At 71.3% G+C, this 18,056-nt stretch carries 16 protein-coding genes and 1 pseudogene; 6 read left to right on the top strand and 11 right to left on the bottom strand.

The genetic code is table 11. The annotated features are described in order from the left end of the window. Position 1: 1 nt before the first annotated feature. The 4 genes from ACZ4IF_RS36600 to ACZ4IF_RS36585 form a co-directional block, all read right to left on the bottom strand. Positions 2 to 925: a carbohydrate ABC transporter permease gene (locus ACZ4IF_RS36600; protein WP_467571018.1), complete on the bottom strand. Its 924-nt coding sequence runs from the start codon at positions 923 to 925 to the stop codon at positions 2 to 4. Continuing rightward, positions 922 to 1,884, bottom strand: a complete 963-nt coding sequence (locus tag ACZ4IF_RS36595; RefSeq protein ID WP_467571015.1) for a carbohydrate ABC transporter permease — start codon at positions 1,882 to 1,884, stop codon at positions 922 to 924. The genes ACZ4IF_RS36600 and ACZ4IF_RS36595 overlap by 4 nt, the downstream gene beginning before the upstream one ends. 78 nt (positions 1,885 to 1,962) lie before the next feature. After that, complete coding sequence (locus tag ACZ4IF_RS36590) at positions 1,963 to 3,270, bottom strand: ABC transporter substrate-binding protein (protein ID WP_467571012.1); 1,308 nt, start codon at positions 3,268 to 3,270, stop codon at positions 1,963 to 1,965. A 115-nt stretch (positions 3,271 to 3,385) separates the two neighbouring features. Beyond that, on the bottom strand, positions 3,386 to 4,477 hold the full coding sequence (locus ACZ4IF_RS36585) for a substrate-binding domain-containing protein (protein WP_467571009.1): 1,092 nt from the start codon (positions 4,475 to 4,477) through the stop codon (positions 3,386 to 3,388). 203 nt (positions 4,478 to 4,680) lie between these two features. Between ACZ4IF_RS36585 and ACZ4IF_RS36580 the strand changes: the two genes are divergently transcribed. Together ACZ4IF_RS36580 and ACZ4IF_RS36575 are read left to right on the top strand one after the other, a co-directional pair. Continuing rightward, positions 4,681 to 7,143, top strand: coding sequence for a SpoIIE family protein phosphatase (locus ACZ4IF_RS36580; RefSeq protein ID WP_467571007.1), 2,463 nt, complete (start codon positions 4,681 to 4,683; stop codon positions 7,141 to 7,143). Positions 7,144 to 7,236: 93 nt separating this feature from the next. Beyond that, positions 7,237 to 7,917 carry a DUF6445 family protein gene (locus ACZ4IF_RS36575; protein ID WP_467571003.1) on the top strand — a complete coding sequence of 227 codons (681 nt, stop codon included), beginning with the start codon at positions 7,237 to 7,239 and terminating at the stop codon, positions 7,915 to 7,917. Between the two features lie 203 nt (positions 7,918 to 8,120). Here the strand turns inward: ACZ4IF_RS36575 and ACZ4IF_RS36570 are convergent, their stop codons facing one another. Then, positions 8,121 to 9,053, bottom strand: a complete 933-nt coding sequence (locus ACZ4IF_RS36570; protein ID WP_467571001.1) for a hypothetical protein — start codon at positions 9,051 to 9,053, stop codon at positions 8,121 to 8,123. 402 nt (positions 9,054 to 9,455) lie between these two features. Here ACZ4IF_RS36570 and ACZ4IF_RS36565 point away from each other — a divergent pair, with 402 nt between their 5' ends. Both ACZ4IF_RS36565 and ACZ4IF_RS36560 read left to right on the top strand, forming a co-directional pair. After that, positions 9,456 to 10,139 (top strand): TetR family transcriptional regulator, encoded by a 684-nt coding sequence (locus ACZ4IF_RS36565; RefSeq protein ID WP_467571324.1) that lies wholly within the window; start codon positions 9,456 to 9,458, stop codon positions 10,137 to 10,139. Between the two features lie 189 nt (positions 10,140 to 10,328). Next, positions 10,329 to 10,694, top strand: a complete 366-nt coding sequence (locus ACZ4IF_RS36560) for a Zn-ribbon domain-containing OB-fold protein (protein WP_359499718.1) — start codon at positions 10,329 to 10,331, stop codon at positions 10,692 to 10,694. A 139-nt stretch (positions 10,695 to 10,833) separates the two neighbouring features. On the opposite strand, the gene ACZ4IF_RS36555 is transcribed toward ACZ4IF_RS36560, so the two are convergent. The 4 genes and pseudogenes from ACZ4IF_RS36555 to ACZ4IF_RS36540 form a co-directional block, all read right to left on the bottom strand. Beyond that, a complete protein-coding gene (locus tag ACZ4IF_RS36555) occupies positions 10,834 to 11,643 on the bottom strand; it encodes a pectate lyase (protein ID WP_467570999.1) in 810 nt (269 codons plus the stop codon). Between the two features lie 29 nt (positions 11,644 to 11,672). Next, positions 11,673 to 12,005, bottom strand: a pseudogene (locus tag ACZ4IF_RS36550) (pectate lyase family protein); the annotation flags it as partial. Between the two features lie 578 nt (positions 12,006 to 12,583). After that, on the bottom strand, positions 12,584 to 12,970 hold the full coding sequence (locus ACZ4IF_RS36545) for a PPOX class F420-dependent oxidoreductase (protein ID WP_467570996.1): 387 nt from the start codon (positions 12,968 to 12,970) through the stop codon (positions 12,584 to 12,586). 87 nt (positions 12,971 to 13,057) lie between these two features. Then, entirely contained in the window at positions 13,058 to 13,699 is a 642-nt protein-coding gene (locus ACZ4IF_RS36540; RefSeq protein WP_467570993.1) for an HAD family acid phosphatase, read from the bottom strand. A 368-nt stretch (positions 13,700 to 14,067) separates the two neighbouring features. On the opposite strand from ACZ4IF_RS36540, the gene ACZ4IF_RS36535 reads away from it, so the two are divergent. Further along, complete coding sequence (locus ACZ4IF_RS36535; protein ID WP_467570990.1) at positions 14,068 to 15,414, top strand: NAD(P)/FAD-dependent oxidoreductase; 1,347 nt, start codon at positions 14,068 to 14,070, stop codon at positions 15,412 to 15,414. Here the strand turns inward: ACZ4IF_RS36535 and ACZ4IF_RS36530 are convergent. Then, positions 15,411 to 16,169 (bottom strand): type 1 glutamine amidotransferase domain-containing protein, encoded by a 759-nt coding sequence (locus ACZ4IF_RS36530; protein WP_467570988.1) that lies wholly within the window; start codon positions 16,167 to 16,169, stop codon positions 15,411 to 15,413. The genes ACZ4IF_RS36535 and ACZ4IF_RS36530 overlap by 4 nt on opposite strands. Positions 16,170 to 16,377: 208 nt before the next feature. On the opposite strand from ACZ4IF_RS36530, the gene ACZ4IF_RS36525 reads away from it, so the two are divergent. Next, complete coding sequence (locus ACZ4IF_RS36525; RefSeq protein WP_467570986.1) at positions 16,378 to 17,772, top strand: S1 family peptidase; 1,395 nt, start codon at positions 16,378 to 16,380, stop codon at positions 17,770 to 17,772. A gap of 58 nt (positions 17,773 to 17,830) precedes the next feature. Here ACZ4IF_RS36525 and ACZ4IF_RS36520 read toward each other — a convergent pair whose 3' ends face one another. After that, positions 17,831 to 18,019 carry a hypothetical protein gene (locus ACZ4IF_RS36520; RefSeq protein ID WP_095938253.1) on the bottom strand — a complete coding sequence of 63 codons (189 nt, stop codon included), beginning with the start codon at positions 18,017 to 18,019 and terminating at the stop codon, positions 17,831 to 17,833. Positions 18,020 to 18,056: the final 37 nt, after the last annotated feature.

Genomic DNA, 18,056 nt, shown 5'->3' with positions numbered 1-18,056 from the left:
GTCACTTCACCGCGCCGGCGGTCAGCCCCGAGCGCCAGAAACGCTGGAGGCAGACGAAGGCGGCGATCAGCGGGACGACGGCGACGAGCGAGCCGGTGATCACGAGCGAGTAGTACTCGGGCTGCTGCTGGGTGACGCTGTTCCACATGAAGAGGCCGAGGTTGACGGGATAGAGCTTCTCGTCGTTCAGCATCACGAGGGCACCGAAGAAGTTGTTCCAGCTGGAGGTGAACGAGAACAGGAAGATGGTCATGAAGCCGGGAGCGAGCATCGGCAGGGCGATCCCGGCGAAGGTGCGCAGCTCGCCGGCGCCGTCGACACGGGCGGCCTCCAGGACCTCGTTCGGCACGTATCCCTCGGAGAAGACGCGGGCCAGGTAGACGCCGAAGGGGTTGACGAGTGCGGGCAGCAGCAGGGCCCAGTAGGTGTTGACCACCCCGGCCTCGGTGGCGAGCAGGTACATGGGCAGCTGGATCACCGTCGTGGGGACGAGGACTCCGCCGAGCACCACGCCGAACAGCTTCTCCTTGCCCTTGAAGTCGTACTTGTCGAAGGCGTATCCGGTGGCGACGCACAGGAGGGTGGAGGCCGCCGAGCCGACGACCGAGTACAGGATGCTGTTGCCGAACCAGCGCAGGTAGATGCCGTCGTTGAAGGTGAACACGTGGTGCAGGTTGGCGAGGAGGCTGAAGTCGCCGAAGGAGAAGCCGGACGTGCCGAACAGGTCGCGGTCGTTCTTGGTGGCGGCGACGACCAGCCAGGTGACGGGCATCAGGGTGTAGAACGCGGCGACGACCAGCAGGCCGTTGACGACGGCCTTGGAGAGCAGCGCGTCGGTCCGTGCGCGGGGCCGGGGGGCGACAGGTGTGCCGCCCGGCGCGGCCGGTGTCCGCGGCGGGCTCGAAGGGCGGGTGAGGGTGCTCATGAGGCGGCCTTCCACCGGTTGCCGAGCCGGGTGACGAGGTAGGACAGGACGACGCCCAGCAGGGCGAGCAGCAGGGACGCGGCGGCGGCGAGCCCGTAGTCGTGCTGGACGAAGCCGGCCTTCCAGATGAACAAGGTCGGCGACCATTCGGTGTCGACGGAGGGCGCTCCGCGCTGGTTGAGCAGCTTGGGCTCGGTGAAGATCTGGATGGCGCCCACGCAGGTGAACAGCACGGTCATCACGAGCGCGGAGGCGATCAGCGGCACTTTGATCCGCAGGGCGGTGCGCAGGGCTCCGGCGCCGTCGACGACGGCCGCTTCGATCACTTCGCGCGGCACGGCCTGGAGCGCCGCGTAGAAGATGACCATGTTGTAGCCGATCCACTGCCAGGCACAGAGGTTGACCATGGACGACAGCACATGGTCGTTGCTGTAGAAGTCCCAGGAGCCGCCGAGCGCGTCGATCCGGTCGAGCACGGGGCTCAGGCCCGGCGTGTAGAGGTAGATCCAGATGAGCGAGGCGATCAGGCCCGGGATCGCGTGCGGCAGGAACAGTGCCAGCTGGAAGAACCGCTTGGCGCGGGCCATCGCGGAGTCCAGGAGCAGGGCCAGCAGCAGGGAGCCGCCGATCATGACCGGGATGTACAGGGCGCAGTAGAGCGCGATGTGTACGAAGGAGTCCCGGAATCCGGCGTCGGAGAGGGCCTTGGTGTAGTTGCCGATTCCGGAGAACACCCGCCGGGTGCCGCCGAAGCCGAGTCCCGAGGAGTGTTCCTGGAAGAGGCTCATCCAGACGGCGTAGCCGATGGGTGCCACCATGACCGCGGCGAACAGGACGAAGAACGGGACGACGAAGAGGGCCGCGGCGCGGCGCTGACTGCGCCGCAGGACGGAGGTGGCGGGCGGCTTCGTCGTGGGTCGGGGCCGGGTCTTCACGGCCGGGGCGGGAGGTGCTGCCACGGTGGCTCCTTGGCGGGCTGGACGCTGCGGGGGCGACGGGTGACGGGGTCCGGCCGCCGGGCGGCCGGACCCGAAGGGTCACCGGGCGAGCTTCAGTCCGCGCTCCGTGATGCCCGACTCGGCCTTGCGCTGGCCGGCCGTGACGCCGCCGCCGAAACCGGACTTGGCCGTGGCGTCCTGGACGGCGGTGTAGACGTCCAGCTGGTTCGGTCCCCACGTCCAGCCGGGGACGATCGTGTCGACCTGCTCGGAGGCGAGCTTGTAGAGGTCCTGGCCGCCGAGGTACGCGGTGTCGAACTTCGCCGCCGCGACGGTACGCATCCGCGGGTCGGCCGGCAGGGCGCTGCTCGGCGACTCCAGGTCGGCGAGCCGGGCCTCGACTCCGGCGCGGTTCGTGGTGAGCCACTCGATGAACTCGGCCGCTGCCTCGGCATGCCTGCTGCCCTTGAGGACGCCGTAGGAGGTGCCTCCGTAGTTGCCGCTCGCCGCGGTGCCCCAGTTCGGCAGGGGGGCGACGGCCCATTTGCCCTTGAGGTCGGGCATGGCGGTCTTCATGCCTCCGGCGGACCAGGAGGCGCCGAGGAAGGAGAGGGTCCGGCCGGAGGCGCGGGCCTTGGTCTCCTCGGGGCTGTAGGCGGTGAAGGACTGCACCAGGTCGTCCTTGATCAGTCCGTCCCAGTAGGCGGCGACCTTCTTGCTGGGCGCGTCGTCGACGCCGGGCTTCCACGCGTCGCCCCGGGTGGTGAACCACTTGCCGCCGGCCTGCCAGGACAGGGCGGCGAGGAGCGCCGGGTCGGACTTCGGCATGGAGGCCAGCCGGACGTTCTTGTCGGCCTTCTTCACCGCGGCGGCGGCGGTCCTGAACTCGTCCCAGGTCTTGGGGACTTCGATGCCGTACTTCTTGAACAGGTCGGTCCGGTAGTAGTACAGCTGCGGCGCGACGTCGTAGGGGACCGTCCATGTCCTGCCGCCGAAGGTCACCAGGCTCTGGACGGACGCGGGGAACTTCGACTTGACCGTCTTTCCGGCGTAGTCGGTCAGATCGATCAGGTTTCCCTGGCTCGCGAACTCCGGGACCATCTGGTACTCGATGGTGGCCACGTCGGGGGCGTTGCCCGCCTTCACGGCGTTGGCGAGCTTGCTGTAGCCCTCGGTCGAGCTGGGGATCTCGGTGAACTCGACCTTGATGTCCTTGTGCGTCCGGTTGAACGCCTCCACCGTCGACTTGGCCCCGAGCGTCCAGGTCCAGTACTTGATGGTGACCGGCTTGCCCTCCGATGCGGAGTCGGTCGAGCCGCCGTCGCCGCCGCACGCGGTGGCGAGCATGCCCAGGGCGGCGACGACGGCGATGGCGGCTGTGCGGAACGAACGTGAAGTGCGCGACATGGCACGGCTCCTACGAGACCTCGTACGGGCAGAGGCGGATGCAGGACATCCTTTGTGCGCACACGATCGGAGTCAAGAGCGTTCGACCAAATCAATCAAAACGATCGCTCGATGTTCACGAGGTGAGCGTCTCACCGCCGCAGGACGACCGGACCCTCAGCTCGGGCAGGAGTTCCAGGTGCTGGCGCGGCGCTGCGCTCCGCCCGTCGGCGCGCTCCGCGAGCCGCTGGAGCAGCAGCTTCGCGGCCAGCTCCCCCACCGAGCGCTTGGGCGGGGCGACAGCCGTCAGGGGCACGTCCGCGAGGGCGGCGACCTCGTCGTCGTACGCGATCAGTGCGAGGTCCTCGGGCACCCTGATGCCGCGCGCCTGGAGCTTGGGCACCAGCACGATCGCGTCCTCGTCGCTGTGCACGAGCGCGGCCGTCACCCCGCGCTTCGCCACGGCCTGCGCCAGATAGTCGATGCTCGCCTCGTAGTCCCCGTGCTCGCGAACCGACGGCGCGCCGGAGTCGACGTCGAGTCCGAGCGACTGCACGGCCGCCAGATAACCGGAGGAGATCTGCGCGGCGTGCGGCCCTTCCTGCAGCACCGCGGTGATGCGTCGGTGCCCGAGGGCGGCGAAATGACCCACGGCCACGGCGGCCCCGTGCGCCCGGTCGGTGCGCACCCGGTCGAGACCGGCCGCCGGGTTACCGGCCGGCGCGGACCGCTCGACCAGGACGGCCGGCACCGCGCAGTCCAGGAGCCACTTCTCCTGGCCCCCCAGCGGCACGCCGCCGAACCAGCTGGGCGCGACGAGCAGACCCTGCGCACCGCCCGCGATCAGGTGCTCCGCCTGCACGGCGTCCTCGGAGTCCACGTAACCGGTCATCCCCAGGACCAGCCGGCCGCCCTGGGCGCCGACGGCCTCGCGGGCACCGCGGACGACGTCCGCGAAGATGGAACCGGTGGTCGGCACGATCATCCCGATCACGGCGCCCTCGGCCGGCTCGCGACCGGGCCGGGGCTCGGCCGCGGTGTCGCCCGGCCAGACGACCGCGCCGTGCAGCCGGTGCACCCGCCCCTGGGCGGCCAGCGTCTCCACGTCGCGCCGCAAGGTCACCGCGGACACGCCGAGTTCGGCCGCGAGGTCGGACACCCGGAGGCTGCCGCGCTCCCGGACGAGTTCGAGCACCCGCTCATGGCGCTGGTCGACGTGCAGTCGCATGGGCTCCCCCTGGGGCAAGGCCGGACGGACGAACTGGGGCGGACGCGGAGCGTGATCCCCTGCGCCAACTGTACGCCCACAGTCGTATCGATCGTTTGCGATCGATACGGTCAGCCGGTCCGCCGAAACCGCGGACCGGTCATGCGGCGTGAAGAATGGGCACGACGGGGTAAGACCACCTTCGGGAAGCGGAGAGGGTCGTAGTGGGTGCGAGCGAGGAACGGGACGTGTCGGCGCGGCGGCGCTTCGACATGGCGGACGCCGCGCCACTGCTCCTGGACGCCCGGATGACGGTGACCAGCTGGACCGACGCAGCGGAACGGCTGCTGGGATACCCCGCCACGGAGGTGCTGGGCCGGCACGCGGCCGACCTGCTCGTCCCCGAGGACGCGGCGCGGGTCCGGGACCTCACCGAGCGGTGCGACGCGGACCGCGGCTGGTCGGGGCTGCTGTCCGCACGCCACCGCGACGGGCGCGCCCTCCGGCTGATGGTGCGGGCCGTTCCCGCGGAGCACGGCGACGGCCCGGCGCGCTGGGTGGTGCTGCTCGCCGATCTGCGCGACGGACCCGGCTGGGACATGAGCCGGCAGGTGCTGGAGAGGATGGCCGCGCACTCACCCGTGGGCATCGCGATCGTGGACACGGACCTGCGGTACGTGTGGTCGAACACGGCGCTGGAGCAGTTCGGCGGCGGTCCGGCCCGGCAGCGGCTCGGCCGACGGCTCGCCGAGGTGCAGCCCGGTCTGGACGCCGAGCGGCTGGAGGCGCAGATGCTCCGGGCGCTGACGACGGGTGAGCAGGTGGTCGGCTACCAGCACGTGGGCCGGGTCCGGTCCGCGCCGCACCGCCAGTCGGCCCACTCGATGTCGTTCATCCGGCTGGAGGACGATCTCGGCCGTCCCATCGGCGTCTACTACACCGTCGTCGACGTGTCGGAGAGCTACCGCGCCCGTCGGCGGCTCGCCCTGCTGGACCGGGCCGGCGAGTACATCGGACGCAGCCTGGACGTCGTGCAGACCGCGCAGGAGCTGGCCGACGTCGCGGTCCCGGGGCTCGCCGACTTCGTCACGGTCGACCTGCTGGAATCGGTCCTCAAGGGAGCGGAGCCCGCACCCGGTCCCCGGGACGACGCGGACGCGGTGCCGCTGCGCCGGGCCGGCCAGCAGTCGGTCCGGTCCGGAGTGCCCGAGACCATGGTGCGGGTCGGCGAGCCGGCCGCGTACCTCGCCGGGTCTCCCCCGGTCCGGTGCCTGGCGGACGGCCTGTCCTGGTCCGAGGAGCGCCTCGACCCGCTGTCCACCGTGTGGACGGCCGGCTCGCCCGGCGACCGCCCCACGTCCTTCCTCGACCTCGGTCTGCACAGCGTGATGATCGTGCCCGTCCGCGCCCGCGGCATCACCCTCGGCATCACCACGTTCTTCCGGCGCACCCGCGAGGACCCGTTCGACGAGGACGATCTGAGCCTCGCCGAGGAGTTCGTCGCCCGGGCGGCCCTCTGCATCGACAACGCCCGCCGCTACAGCCGCGAGCGGGACGCGGCCCTCGTGCTCCAGCGCAATCTCCTCCCGCACCGCTTCCCCGAACTGGACGCGGTGCAGGTCGCCGCCTGCTACCGGCCCGCCGACGAGCTGACCGGGCTGGCCGGCGACTGGTTCGACGTCATCCCCCTGTCCGGGGCCCGCGTCGCCCTCGTCGTGGGAGAGGTCGCGGGTCACGGCATCGACGGGGCCGCGGCCATGGGACGGTTGCGGGCCGCCGTGCAGACCCTCGCGGATCTCGACCTGACCCCCGAGGAGGTGCTCGCCCATCTCGACGATCTCGTCAGCCGTACCGCACGGGAGGAGGGCACGGGCGCCGACACCCGCACCAGTGGAATGCAGGCGCTGGGCGCGAGTTGCCTCTACGTGGTGTACGACCCGGTGACCGGCGAGTGCGCCATGGCGGGCGCGGGCCATCCGGCGCCCGCGCTCATCTCGCCCGAGGGGCAGGTGTCGTTCGTCGAGCTGCCCCGCGGTTCCGCGCTCGGCGTGGGCGGACTGCCCTTCGAGTCCGTCGAGTTGGAGCTCGCGGAGGGAACGGTGCTCGCCCTGCACACCGACGGGCTCCTCGCCACCCCCGGCGCCGGAAGGGACCAGGAGGCCGGCCGGGAACGGCTGCGCCGCGCCCTGGAGGCGCGCGGGCAGCAGCTGGACGACCTGTGCCGCACCATCGTGGACGAGCTGGTGCCGACGCGGCCGTACGACGACGTGGCGCTGTTGATGGCCCGTACCCGGCGGCTGGGTGCCGGTCAGGTCGCGACCTGGGAGCTGCCCGTCGACCCGGCGGTCGTGGCCGACGCCCGCAAGGCGGCGGCCCAGCAGCTGAACGCCTGGGGTCTGGACGAACTGACCTTCACCACCGAACTCGTCGTGAGCGAGCTCGTCACGAACGCCATCCGGCACGCGGCCGGCCCCCTCAGGCTGCGGCTCATCTGCGAACAGGCCTTGATCTGCGAGGTGTCCGACGGCGGCGCCACCGCTCCGCACCTGCGCCATCCGAAGACGACCGACGAGGGCGGCCGGGGACTGTTCCTGATCTCCCAGTTCACCCAGCGCTGGGGCACCCGTTACACGGACGAGGGAAAGATCATCTGGGCGGAGCAGTCCCTCCGGGCCCCACAGATGTAGCACCGCCCGACGGCTGTGCGCGCAGGCCGAGTTGGTGCAACGTTGACCAATTCTCTGGAGATCGCTGAATCACTCATCTATATCGTCGGCCGCATGCCCCCACACCCGCCGAGGACTCCGGCGCTCCCGGTTCTCCCCTACCGAAAACCCACCCGCGACCGGGACTACTGGGTCTTCGACGACGTGCTGCCCGACGTGGACGCGGTCCGCGCCCGGTGCGTCGCGAAGGACGACTGGGTCGAGGGGCATCCGTACACCTCGGAGAGCTGGCCCGGCCTGCGCACCATGCCCGGACTCGAACCGGGCGAACTGACGTGCGTGGAAGGCCTGGTGAAGAAGGCGACGGGCGCGCGGGAACTGTGGCAGCAGTCGACGCCGGCGGGGGCCACCCTCAACCACAACTGCATCCAGGTGGTCGGCAAGGACGAGGGCGAGCCGCGCCCGCACACGGACTCCCGTGCGCTGTGCCGTTACGCCGCCGTCCTCTATCTCAATCCGAACGTGCCCAAGGACTGCGGGACCAGCTTCTTCCGGCAGAACCTGCCCGGTGGCCGGCTGGGCGGGAACACGGTCGCCGCGCCGCACAACAACCTGGTGGAGGCCCTGGGCACGCGCTTCGTCGCGCCGGACTCCTTCGTGGAGGACGTCCGCGTACCGCACCGGTACAACCGGCTGCTCCTGTACCAGGCCAACCTGATGCACAGCGCCACGGACTACTGCGGCACCACGATGGAGGACAAGCGGATGACCGCGGTCTTCTTCTGGATGGCATGACCCGCCGAAATCACGCGGATCCCGTGCCATGACGGGGACGAGCCCCGGCACCGCGGTACGGACGACGGGTGCCGGGGCTCGTGGACGGGACGCCGACGGCCGGTCTCGACGGGGCGTTGGCCGGTCACCTCGGGGGAGTTGATGACCGGTCACCGCGGACCGGATGCCGGCGCCCCGTCATCGAGGGGCGCTGACGACAAGCGTCATGAGCGGGCGCCCGTGGAACGGCGACGCCGGGTGGCGACGGTGATCGCGGCACCGGCCGCGAGGACGGCCGCGGCCCCGGCCGCGATCGTCAGGGTGTTGCCGCCGCCGGTCTCGGCGAGGTCGCCCTCCTTCGGCGACGCACCGCCGTTCGGGGTGGCGGCGGGCGGCGTGGCGGACTCGGAGGCGGTGGGGGTCGCGGACGTCTCGGGCGCCGAGGGCGTCTTCGGGCCGGCCGACGTCGCCGGTGCCGACGGCGAGGGGGTGCCCGGCGTCTCGGCGGGCGGCGTGGAGGCCGGCGTCCCGGGGGTGGTCGGCTGCGCCGTGCAGTCCTTCTTGCCGCCGTTCCACGCCATGATCAGCTTGTCCTTGATGACCGCGTGGTCCGGTCCCGCGGGCAGGTCACCGTGCTCGAAGCCGTCCTCGGCGTCGTGCTTGCCGTCGAACTTGACGGCGCCCCGGTAGAGGTCGATCTGCGCGAAGCAGCCGGCGTCGGGCACCGAGATGTCGAGGGAGTCGGTGGCACCAGGCTTGACCGTCACGGAGTCGAAGTCGTGGAAGACCTGCACGCCGGAGGTCTTGAAGGTGGCGCCGTGGGTCCGGTAGGCGGCGAGCGAGGCGGTGCAGGTGCCGGCGTCGTCGGCCGTGCGGACCTTGATGTGGACCTTGCCGTCGTCGGTGGGCTTGAGGCTCTCGTCGTCGACGCGGACCGAGTCGTAGAAGTGCGTCCCGTCCAGGGAGAACTGGCAGCGGTCACTCGCGGTCGCCGTGCCGGCGCCCTGCCCCGGGGCGTAACCGCCCGCGGTCTTGTCCCAGCCGTCCCCGCCCGGCTCGCCCGTCGCCCAGGCTGTGGTGGTGGCCGCGGAGAGGGCGAGCGCCGCCGCGCCCGTTCCCAGCAGGCAGCGCAGGGTGACACGTCTCGCTGTGGACATGCGGATCCCGTCTCGAAGGTGCGGTGCCCCGGTCGGCGGCAGCGGGCAGCACGAGACAGCCGGGGGCCGCGCCGGGGGTGAGTGGTCGAAGAAACACCGGACTCATCGGTCACATGGGCCACGGCGCGACCACATAGTCGATCACCGCGGAGAGGCTGTCAACCTCGTTGAACAGACAAGCACTTCATGCGTGATCACATTTCAGCCACATGAGGAATCACAGGGTCCGCCCCGATTTCGACGGCTCTCCGGCGCCCCTTGCCACAGCATCGCGCCATGGAACTCAGTTCCCTCGATGGAGTGCACTGAGTGCCACACCATCCGGTTCGGTGTTAGTTTCCGTTCATGAACGACGGACCCCGGCGCCGCGAGCCCTCCGACGCGAGGACCGTGAAGCCGCCCATGCGGGACGCCCTGGTCGCGGCGGCCTTCCGGCTCTTCCTGGAGCGCGGCTACGAACAGACCACCATCGACGACATCGTGGCACTCGCCGGCGTCGGCCGCCGCTCGTTCTTCCGCTACTTCCCCTCCAAGGAGGACGTGGTCTTCCCGGACCACGAACGCTGCCTGGCGGACATGAGGGCGTTCCTCGACGACACCGCCGACACGGACGACGACCCGGTGCAGCGGGTGTGCGACGCGGCGCGACTGGTCCTGCGCATGTACGCCGAGAACCCGACGTTCTCCGTCCAGCGCTACCGCCTCACCAAGGAGGTCCCGGGCCTGCGCGCATACGAGCTTTCGGTCGTCCGGCGTTACGAGCGGGCCCTGGCCGAGTACCTGCGCGGGCGCCTGCCCGCCCGGCGCGACGGCACCCTGCGGGCCGAGGTCATCGCCGCGGCCGTGGTCGCCGCGCACAACAACGGCCTGCGGTCCTGGCTGCGTTCGGACGGACAGGGCGACGCGACCGCGGCGGTCGACCACGCGCTCGGGTACGTACGAGCGACGTTCGGCGACTCACGGGAGTCCCCTCGGGGCGGCCCGAGGGCGGAGGAGTACGACGACGTGGTGGTCGTGGTCTCCCGGCGCGACGCCCCGCTGTGGCGTGTGGTCCAGGAGATCGAGTCCACGCTCGGCCGGGACTGACCGTCGCGGGGCCGGACTCCGGTCCGACACATTGAGGGTACCGAGTGCCTTTACCTGTGACACTCAGTGCCATACTCTGTGGTCGTGCACGGTGATCCGGGCACCTCAGATTCCGGCCGAGCGCAGGGAGATGACATCGTGTACCAGCCAGGAATCGCCCTTCATCCGGGGCCCGTTCCCGCGACGGACGTGCTCGGGACCGCCCGCGACGAGCAGCCCGGGGACGCCCTCCTCTTCCAGCGCTGCCATTGGTGCGGCACGGCGATGTACCAGCGCCTCCTCTGCCCGGTGTGCCAGGGCAGCGACCTGCGGACGGAGTCGAGCACGGGATCGGGCATCGTGCGCCATTCCACCGTGATCCACCGCAACACCCCCGCCGCCCGCAATGTCTCCCTCATCGAGATGTCGGAGGGGTTCACCGTCCGAGGACGGGTCATGGGGTCGCCCGCCGCCATCCACAGCGGCGACCGCGTGCAACTCTCCACCGCCCAGGACCCGGTGCGCAGGCAGCCGGTCTTCCAGCTCGTCGACGGCCCCTACGGCGGCTGGGGCTGAGGGTCCCGTCCTTGCCCACCGGACCGGCGCGAGAGCCTGATCGGCCCCGCCGGCAGACCGGACCGGAGGGCGCGACCGGTTCCCGCGGGCCGGCCGGGACGAATTCCGCGCCCGTTGCGGCCGGCCCACGGGTGCGCCCTCAGCTGTAGGTGATGTCGGACGTCGCGTACTTGCAGTACGTGCCGTCCGGGCCGCTGCCGGTCTCCTTGGGCTCCGCACCGGTGTTGTTGCCCGTGTAGCGGACGCACGGCTTGATCTTCTTGCCGCTGTCGCCATGGATGCGGATCTTGCTCAGCGTCGCCGTGTCGCCGTAGTTGGTGTTGATGCCGACGATCGACTTGCCGGGCGCGGTGACGTCCACGTCGCTGACCACGACGGTGCGCTTGTACTGCGTCGAGCAGTTGCCGCAACTGCGCACCAACTTGCCGAAGTCGGACACCTGGAAGCCGGTCACGGTGAGCTTCCCGGCGCCGTTGAACTGGAACACCTTGTCCGAGGCGGACTTCGCCCCGCCGCCGGTGACGGTGTACGTGGCGGACGACGACTTGCCCTTGAACGAGGCGGCGTCCTCGCCGACGTCCTCCCACCACACGTTCTGCAGGGTGCAACTGCCCGCGCAGTGGATGCCGTCGGCACCCGGAGAGCCGATGACGACGTTCTTGAGGACGGCACCGTCCGCCAGGTCGAACAGGGGGTCCTGGTCCTCGGACTGGCCGCCGTCGCCGAGGTCGCCGCTGCCGTAGAAGCGCTGGAGCTTGCCGTCGTAGGTGCCCGAGACCGAGATGGTCGAGCTGACGGGCACGCTGCTGGTGGGGGCCGGCCAGGCCGCGGCCGCGTCGGCGGTGCCCGCCAGTCCGCTCGCCAGGAACGTGGTGGAGGTGAGGCCGAGTGCGGCCAGGGTGCCGATGAGTGCGCGCCGACGGGCGCGCGGACGTACCGAGGGAGTCATGTCCCTATTCCTTCTTCCGAGTGTGGGGGTCAGAGCCTTCCGGTGCCGGCGCCCGAGGCGACCGACGCGACGACGGTCGAGGCGGGCTCGGCGGTGCAGCTGTGGGGCGGGGTGGTGAAGGTGCCCACCCGTGAGATCTCGGTGCCGGCTCCGCAGAGATCGTTGCCGGTGAGGTTGACGGAGCCGTCCTCGTCGCTGTCCCGGCCGGCGGTGACGGCGACGTCGGTGTCACGGAAGACGTTGTTCTGGACGAGCGTCTGGGCGCCCGTGCGCGGGTGCACGGCGGTCTCGGCCCCGACGACATAGTCGTCGTAGAGGTCACCGGTGCCGAAACGCAGGCTCGGGATACGCGAGTTGACGTCGTCGCCGGACACACTGTCCCGGCGCCGAAGCCGACCGGTGAGGACTCGGCGGCGCCCGCGGACTGCGGGCGGACGAGCGCCGTGGCGGCGGCAAGTGCCGCCGTCGTGGCCGCCGCGAGCACCGGCCGGCGGCAGCGACGTCGTGGGGGCGAGTACGCATAGGGGTGCGTCCCTTCAGGAATGCCGGGTCATGTCTGTGAACTCTGTACGAGGACCTGGGCATGATGCGGCGCGCGGCATGCCCGTACGGGACTCGCTGAAGGACAGGTGCGTCGACTTGCGCAGGTGGTGCGGCTTGGCGAGCTGATGTCTCGGATACGAGACGTCACACACGGGGTCACGCCGCCGAACGGGAACGTATGTGGTAAGCGCTTTCTAGTCAACGCCTCACGCAGCACACTTCCGGCCAACTCCCCCACCACACAGACCCGCACGGACGCGACCGAGTACGTGATGGGCATGCACCTGTCAAGGTCGCGGTCGGTCGGCAACGGCTGTCACTGTGAGGGGCACCGGGGACCTGCGAACGGCAACAGGCGCGGGGCCCGGCGAATTGCCGGGCCCCGCGCCTGTGAAGGTCAGGGTGCCGGGGTGATGCGAATGCCGATCGTGCCGGTCTCGCCGCGGCGCAGCCGGCTGCCGAAGAGCGTGAGACGGCCGACGACACCGTACTTGCGGGCGATCAGCTGCCGGTAACGGGCGGTCGCCTCGGCGTCGACGATCTCGGCCGTGGCGGGCATCTGGTCGCCGGTCGGCCTGCCGCGCGCGTCGCAGGGGCCGACCAGGACGTCGCCCCGGTTGCGGATCCGCTTCACCTTCCAGGAGTCCGCGGCGGTCCACGCGCCGAGTGCCGTGCCGTCGCGCACCACCCATACGGGCGTCGCGACACCGGTCCCGTTCTTGCGGTAGCTGGTGATCAGCAGGTACTTGCCCGAACCGAGCTTGTCCAGCGAGGCCTCGTCCATGGGCGGCAGTCTATGCCGCCGCCACCGGGCGGCCCCCTGCGCGCGCGAACTGCCCGGACCGCGGCGACCGCCCCTCCGGACGAGAGGTCAGGACAACTGACCGTCGTAGTCGGGGAGCTTGAACGTGCGCTCGGCGTGGCCGCCGACGAGGTCGGTGGTGTTGTTGCCGACGTTGGCGATGATCGTGTACCCGAGGGCCTCGATCTGTGCCCGCTTGCCGGTCTTGTAGGCGCTGACCTCGTCGAAGAGATCCGGCAGATCGCGGACGTACAGACCGGAGACGGGGTAGCCGACGGCCTTCAGGTTCCACTTCGTCTCGCTCGCGATGATGCCGGGGCGCGCGGTGACGAAGAAGATGTCGACGCCCCGTGAGCGGGCGTAGCGGGCGAGTTCCAGCGAGGGTCCGACCGCCGGGGTGGGCAGCTGGTACCAGGGGTGGAAGTCGGTCTCCAGCGTGGTGTTGTCGATGTCGAAGACGATCGCGAGCTTCTGCCCGTCGGCGTGCGCGGTGCGCTGTTCGACGTACGGCACGGCCTGGTCGACGACGGCGCGGACGTCGCGCTGCCAGGTGGCGTAGTCGACCGACGCCGTCGTGGCCGCCGCCGTGCTCGCCGTCATCCGGGCCGGCGCCGCGGTGGCGGATCCGGCCGCCGTGACGGTTCCGCCGATGCCCAGTACCACGACCGCCGAGACCGCGACCGTCCTGCGTCCCACGCCACGTCCTGCCATGCCCGTCCCCTGACTCGTGTCGGAGCGGCGGGGGTACCGGGACCCTCGCTCTGCTCGTGTCGGTACGGCGGGGGACCGCTGTCGCCCACCGCTGGTGCCGCGGCGGCGGGGTCACTGCCCCGTCGCCGCGGCAGTGATGATCGTGCCTGAGGATGTACGAAGGGGGAAGCGTCAGTTACTGATCGGTAGAGAATCGCGTGCGTCTCTTCCTCCCCCGGAGACCGCCGCCTCTCCCCCAGGGATCGTCTCCCCCGCCCCCGACGGTCGTCCCTGCTGCCCCATCGGCCTCGTGCGATGCGCGGTGGCAGGTGTGGCCGCCCCGTGTGAGCCTGGGCTCGCGGTGTCCCCACAGGGAGAGAGGCGCTCGGATGGACGCACCGAACATCGTCGTCGTCGGCGGGGGTTTCGCCGGTGTCGAGGCCGCACGGGGACTGGAGCGCTCGCTCGCCCCCGGCGACGCCCGGATCACGCTCGTCAGCCCGACCGACTACCAGCTCTACCTGCCCCTGCTGCCGCATGTCGCCGCCGGTGTCGTCACCCCGCAGTCCGTGGCGCCCTCGCTGCGCCGGATCCTGCGGCGCACCGCGCTCCTGCCGGGCAGCGTGATCGGCGTCGACCCCGAGGCCAAGGTGTGCGTCGTCCGCAAGATCACCGGCGAGCTGGTCGACGTGTCGTACGACTACCTGCTCCTCACCCCCGGCAGTGTGACGCGCACCTTCGACATCCCGGGCCTGCTGGACGAGGCGCGCGGGATGAAGACACTCGCCCAGGCCGTGTGCCTGCGCGACCACGTCATCGGCCAACTCGACCTGGCGGCGGCCACGTCGGACGACGGGGAGCGGACCGCACGGCTTCAGTTCGTGGTGGTCGGGGGCGGCTACGCGGGCACCGAGACCGCGGCCTGTCTGCAACGCCTGACGACCGCCGCGGCCAAGCGCTACCACCCGCGTCTCGACCCGGGCCTCATCCAGTGGCATCTGGTCGACGTCGCCCCCAAGCTGCTGCCCGAACTCGGCGACCGGCTGGGTGCGAGCGCCCTGCGGATGCTGAGCGAACGCGGGGTGCGCATCTCGCTGGAGACGTCCGTCGCCTCCGTCACCGAGGACAAGGTCACCCTGACCGACGGCCGGGTGCTGCCCTCGCGCACGCTGGTGTGGACGGCCGGTGTCGCGGCGAGCCCTCTGGTCGACTCGCTGGGCGCGGAGACCGTGCGCGGCCGGATCCTCGCCGGACCCGACTTCAAGGTGTCGGGTCTGGACGGGGTGCTGGCGCTCGGCGACGCGGCGGCCGTGCCCGACCTCGCCAAGGGCGACGGCTCGTACTGCGTGCCGACCGCCCAGCACGCCGCACGGCAGGGCCGGCACGCGGCGAGGAACGTCACGGCGCTGCTGCGCGGGCAGCCGACGACGCCGTACCGGCACAAGGACCTCGGGCTCGTCGTCGACCTCGGCGGACACGACGCGGTGTCCAAGCCGCTCGGCATCGACCTGAAGGGCGTGCCCGCGCAGGTCGTGGCCCGCGGGTACCACCTGTACGCCCTGCGTACCGGCACCGCCCGGTTCCGGACCGGCGCGAACTGGCTGCTCAACGCGGTCGCGGGCGACGACTTCGTGCGCACCGGGTTCCTCGACGACCGCGAGGGCACCCTGCGCGACTTCGAGCACACGGACATGTATCTGACGCGGGAGGAAGTGACCGCCCGCGTCCGCGGCTAACGCCCGTCCGTGTCCCGGAGCAGGGCGAGGAACCGGCGGCCGAAGAGGTAGGCGTCCCCCGGCCAGCGGGCCGAGAGGTAGTGACCGTCCCGTACGACGAAGGCGTGCGTGTCGTCGCGGGCGGTACCGCGCCGTGTCAGGGTGCGCGGGCCGCGCGCGAACTGGGTGCCGGGATCGGTGAGCGCCGACCTGACCTCGTCCTCCACGTAGGCGGGGTAGGTGCGGTAGTAGCGGCCGAGGCGCCAGGCAGTGGTGAAGTAGGCCGTCCGTTCCATGTACTTGGGCAGACAGGTGGTGCGACGGTCGGCCAGGACGCTGCGTCCGGTGGCGGGATCCTGGGCGCGGGCGAGCAGGAGGACGCCGTGGCAGATCGCGCCGACGGGGCGCCGCAGCGCCCAGAATTCGGCGATCCGCCGCTGGAGCACGGCCGAGCCGAGGTACTGGCGCATGCCGGGCGCGTGTCCGCCGGGCAGGATCAGACCGTCGTACTCCGCCACCTCCAGGTCCGCCCAGGAGAGGGTGCGGCGGAACTCGGGCGCCTCGGTGAACTGCCGGTAGTACGTCCGGGGTTCCGGTTCGGCGCCGAGCTGCCCGAACAGCACACCGGTGAGCAGTCGCGGGTCGGCCGCGGGACGGGTGCCCGCGTGCTCCGTCGCGAGGAAGACTTCGTGTCCCGCCTCGGTCAACAGCCGCCAGGGCACGGCGACTTCGGTGACGTCGAAGTCGTGGTCGGGGACCGGCATCAGCACACGCATGGGCCCCATCATGGCAGGGCGGCACCGGGCGTGAAGGGCGGCGGCGGTGCGACGGCGTCGGGGCGGTGAGGGCCGGCCGAGGCGGTGTCCCGCCCGGGGTGCGCGCCGTGGTGAACACGCGGGCGTGGCCGCACGTATGAGGGGAGGGCTCTCGACCGGGGCCCTCGGCGGCGATGACGCCGTGCCGTTCGGCTTCGGGAGCCCATGGATGAGGCACGCACGACGACGGATCGTCCGACGGGGGGCGCGACTCGCGGCCGTCGGCGGGCTGCTCTGCGGAGGGCTGATGGTGACGCAAGCGATGGCGAGCGAACCCTCCGACACGTCGCGTGCCGCGGGAAGCCGGGCCCAGGCGGCCGTGGACACGGGCACCGCACTGGTGTCACGGCTCGGCACCTCGCGCACCGCGGGCAACTGGATCGGCTCCGACGGCCGGCCCGTCGTCGCGGTGACCGACCCGGGGGCCGCCGCCGAGGTCACGGAGGCGGGCGCCCGCGCGAAGCTCGTACGGCACAGCATGCAGGACCTCAAGTCGGCCACCCGGGAGCTGAGTTCGGCGCCGCGGGTGGTGGGCACGGCGTGGGCCGTGGACTACACGACGAACGAGGTGGTGGTGCGGGCCGACAGCACGGTCTCCTCCTCCGACTGGTCACGCATGACGAAGATGGCCGACGGGATCGGGGACGCCGTCCGCATGCAGCGCACCCAGGGCGCGTTCACCACCCGGCTCAACGGCGCGCAGCCCATGTTCTCGACCGGCGGGCGCTGTTCGGCGGGCTTCAACGTGACCAACGGGCGCACCGAGTTCATCCTGACGGCGGGTCACTGCGGACCGGCCGGATCCGTCTGGTTCGCCGACAACTCGGGCCGGCAGCAGCTCGGACGCACCGTCACCACGGCCTTCCCCGGAAGCGACTTCTCGCTCGTGCAGTACGACGACGGGCAACAGACCTCGGCGGGAGCCAATGTCGTCGCCATCGGCGGGGGCAACGGCGTTCGCATCACGGGTACCGCCGATCCGGCCGTCGGGCAGCGGGTGTTCCGCAGCGGCAGCACCAGCGGGCTGCACGACGGGAAGGTGACCGCGCTCAACGCGACGGTCAACTACCCCGAGGGCACGGTCACCGGGCTGGTCGAGACGACGGTGTGCGCCGAACCGGGCGACAGCGGCGGCCCGTTGTTCTCCGAGGGCATCGCGCTCGGTGTGACCTCGGGCGGCAACGGGGACTGCCGGATCGGCGGTACGACGTTCTTCCAGCCGGTCAACAAGGCGCTGACGGCACTGGGGGTGCGGCTCGCGGGGCAGCCCCAGGCGTCGTCGGGCGCCCTCGCGTCTCCCTCGCCGGCGGGTTCGACGGCGGCTTCCGGCGCGCAGGGCGCGGCGGCCTCGCCGGGGTCCGCCGCACCGGGCGCCGTGGAGCCGGTGGGCGGTGCCGCAGCGAACGCCGAGACGCTGGTGTCGCGTCTGACCGACCCGAAGAATGTCGGGCCGGGTCTGCTGGTCATCGCGGGCAGTCTCGTCGCGCTGGTGGCGACGCGGTTCATCCGCACGGAACAGGACCGCAAGGCCTATCGGCGGCAGTACGCGCAGAGTTGGGGATGAGGCCCGAGGCGGTGGCTCCCCGCTGACTTCGGGGAGCCCCGTGCCGGGACGCGAGCCGTCAGGCCGCCCGGGTGGGCGACGGCGGGGCGGCTTCCGCCCATTCGAGGACGAGCCGCTGGTACTCCCGCCGCTCCTCCATGCTCAACGTCCCGCCCGCCCGGAACCAGAGGGCCCGGATCTCCTCGTTGACCTCGGCGGCGGAGCGCCGAGTGTCGGCATCAGGAGTGGTGGACATGGTGTGAAGCATACGGTCCTCGGCGTGAAGACGTTGTGAGTAAAGGTAC

This window comes from Streptomyces sp. NPDC025784 (genome assembly GCF_055558435.1).
Note: the sequence above shows the minus strand (reverse complement) of the source record. Positions and strands in the feature narration are given on the sequence as shown.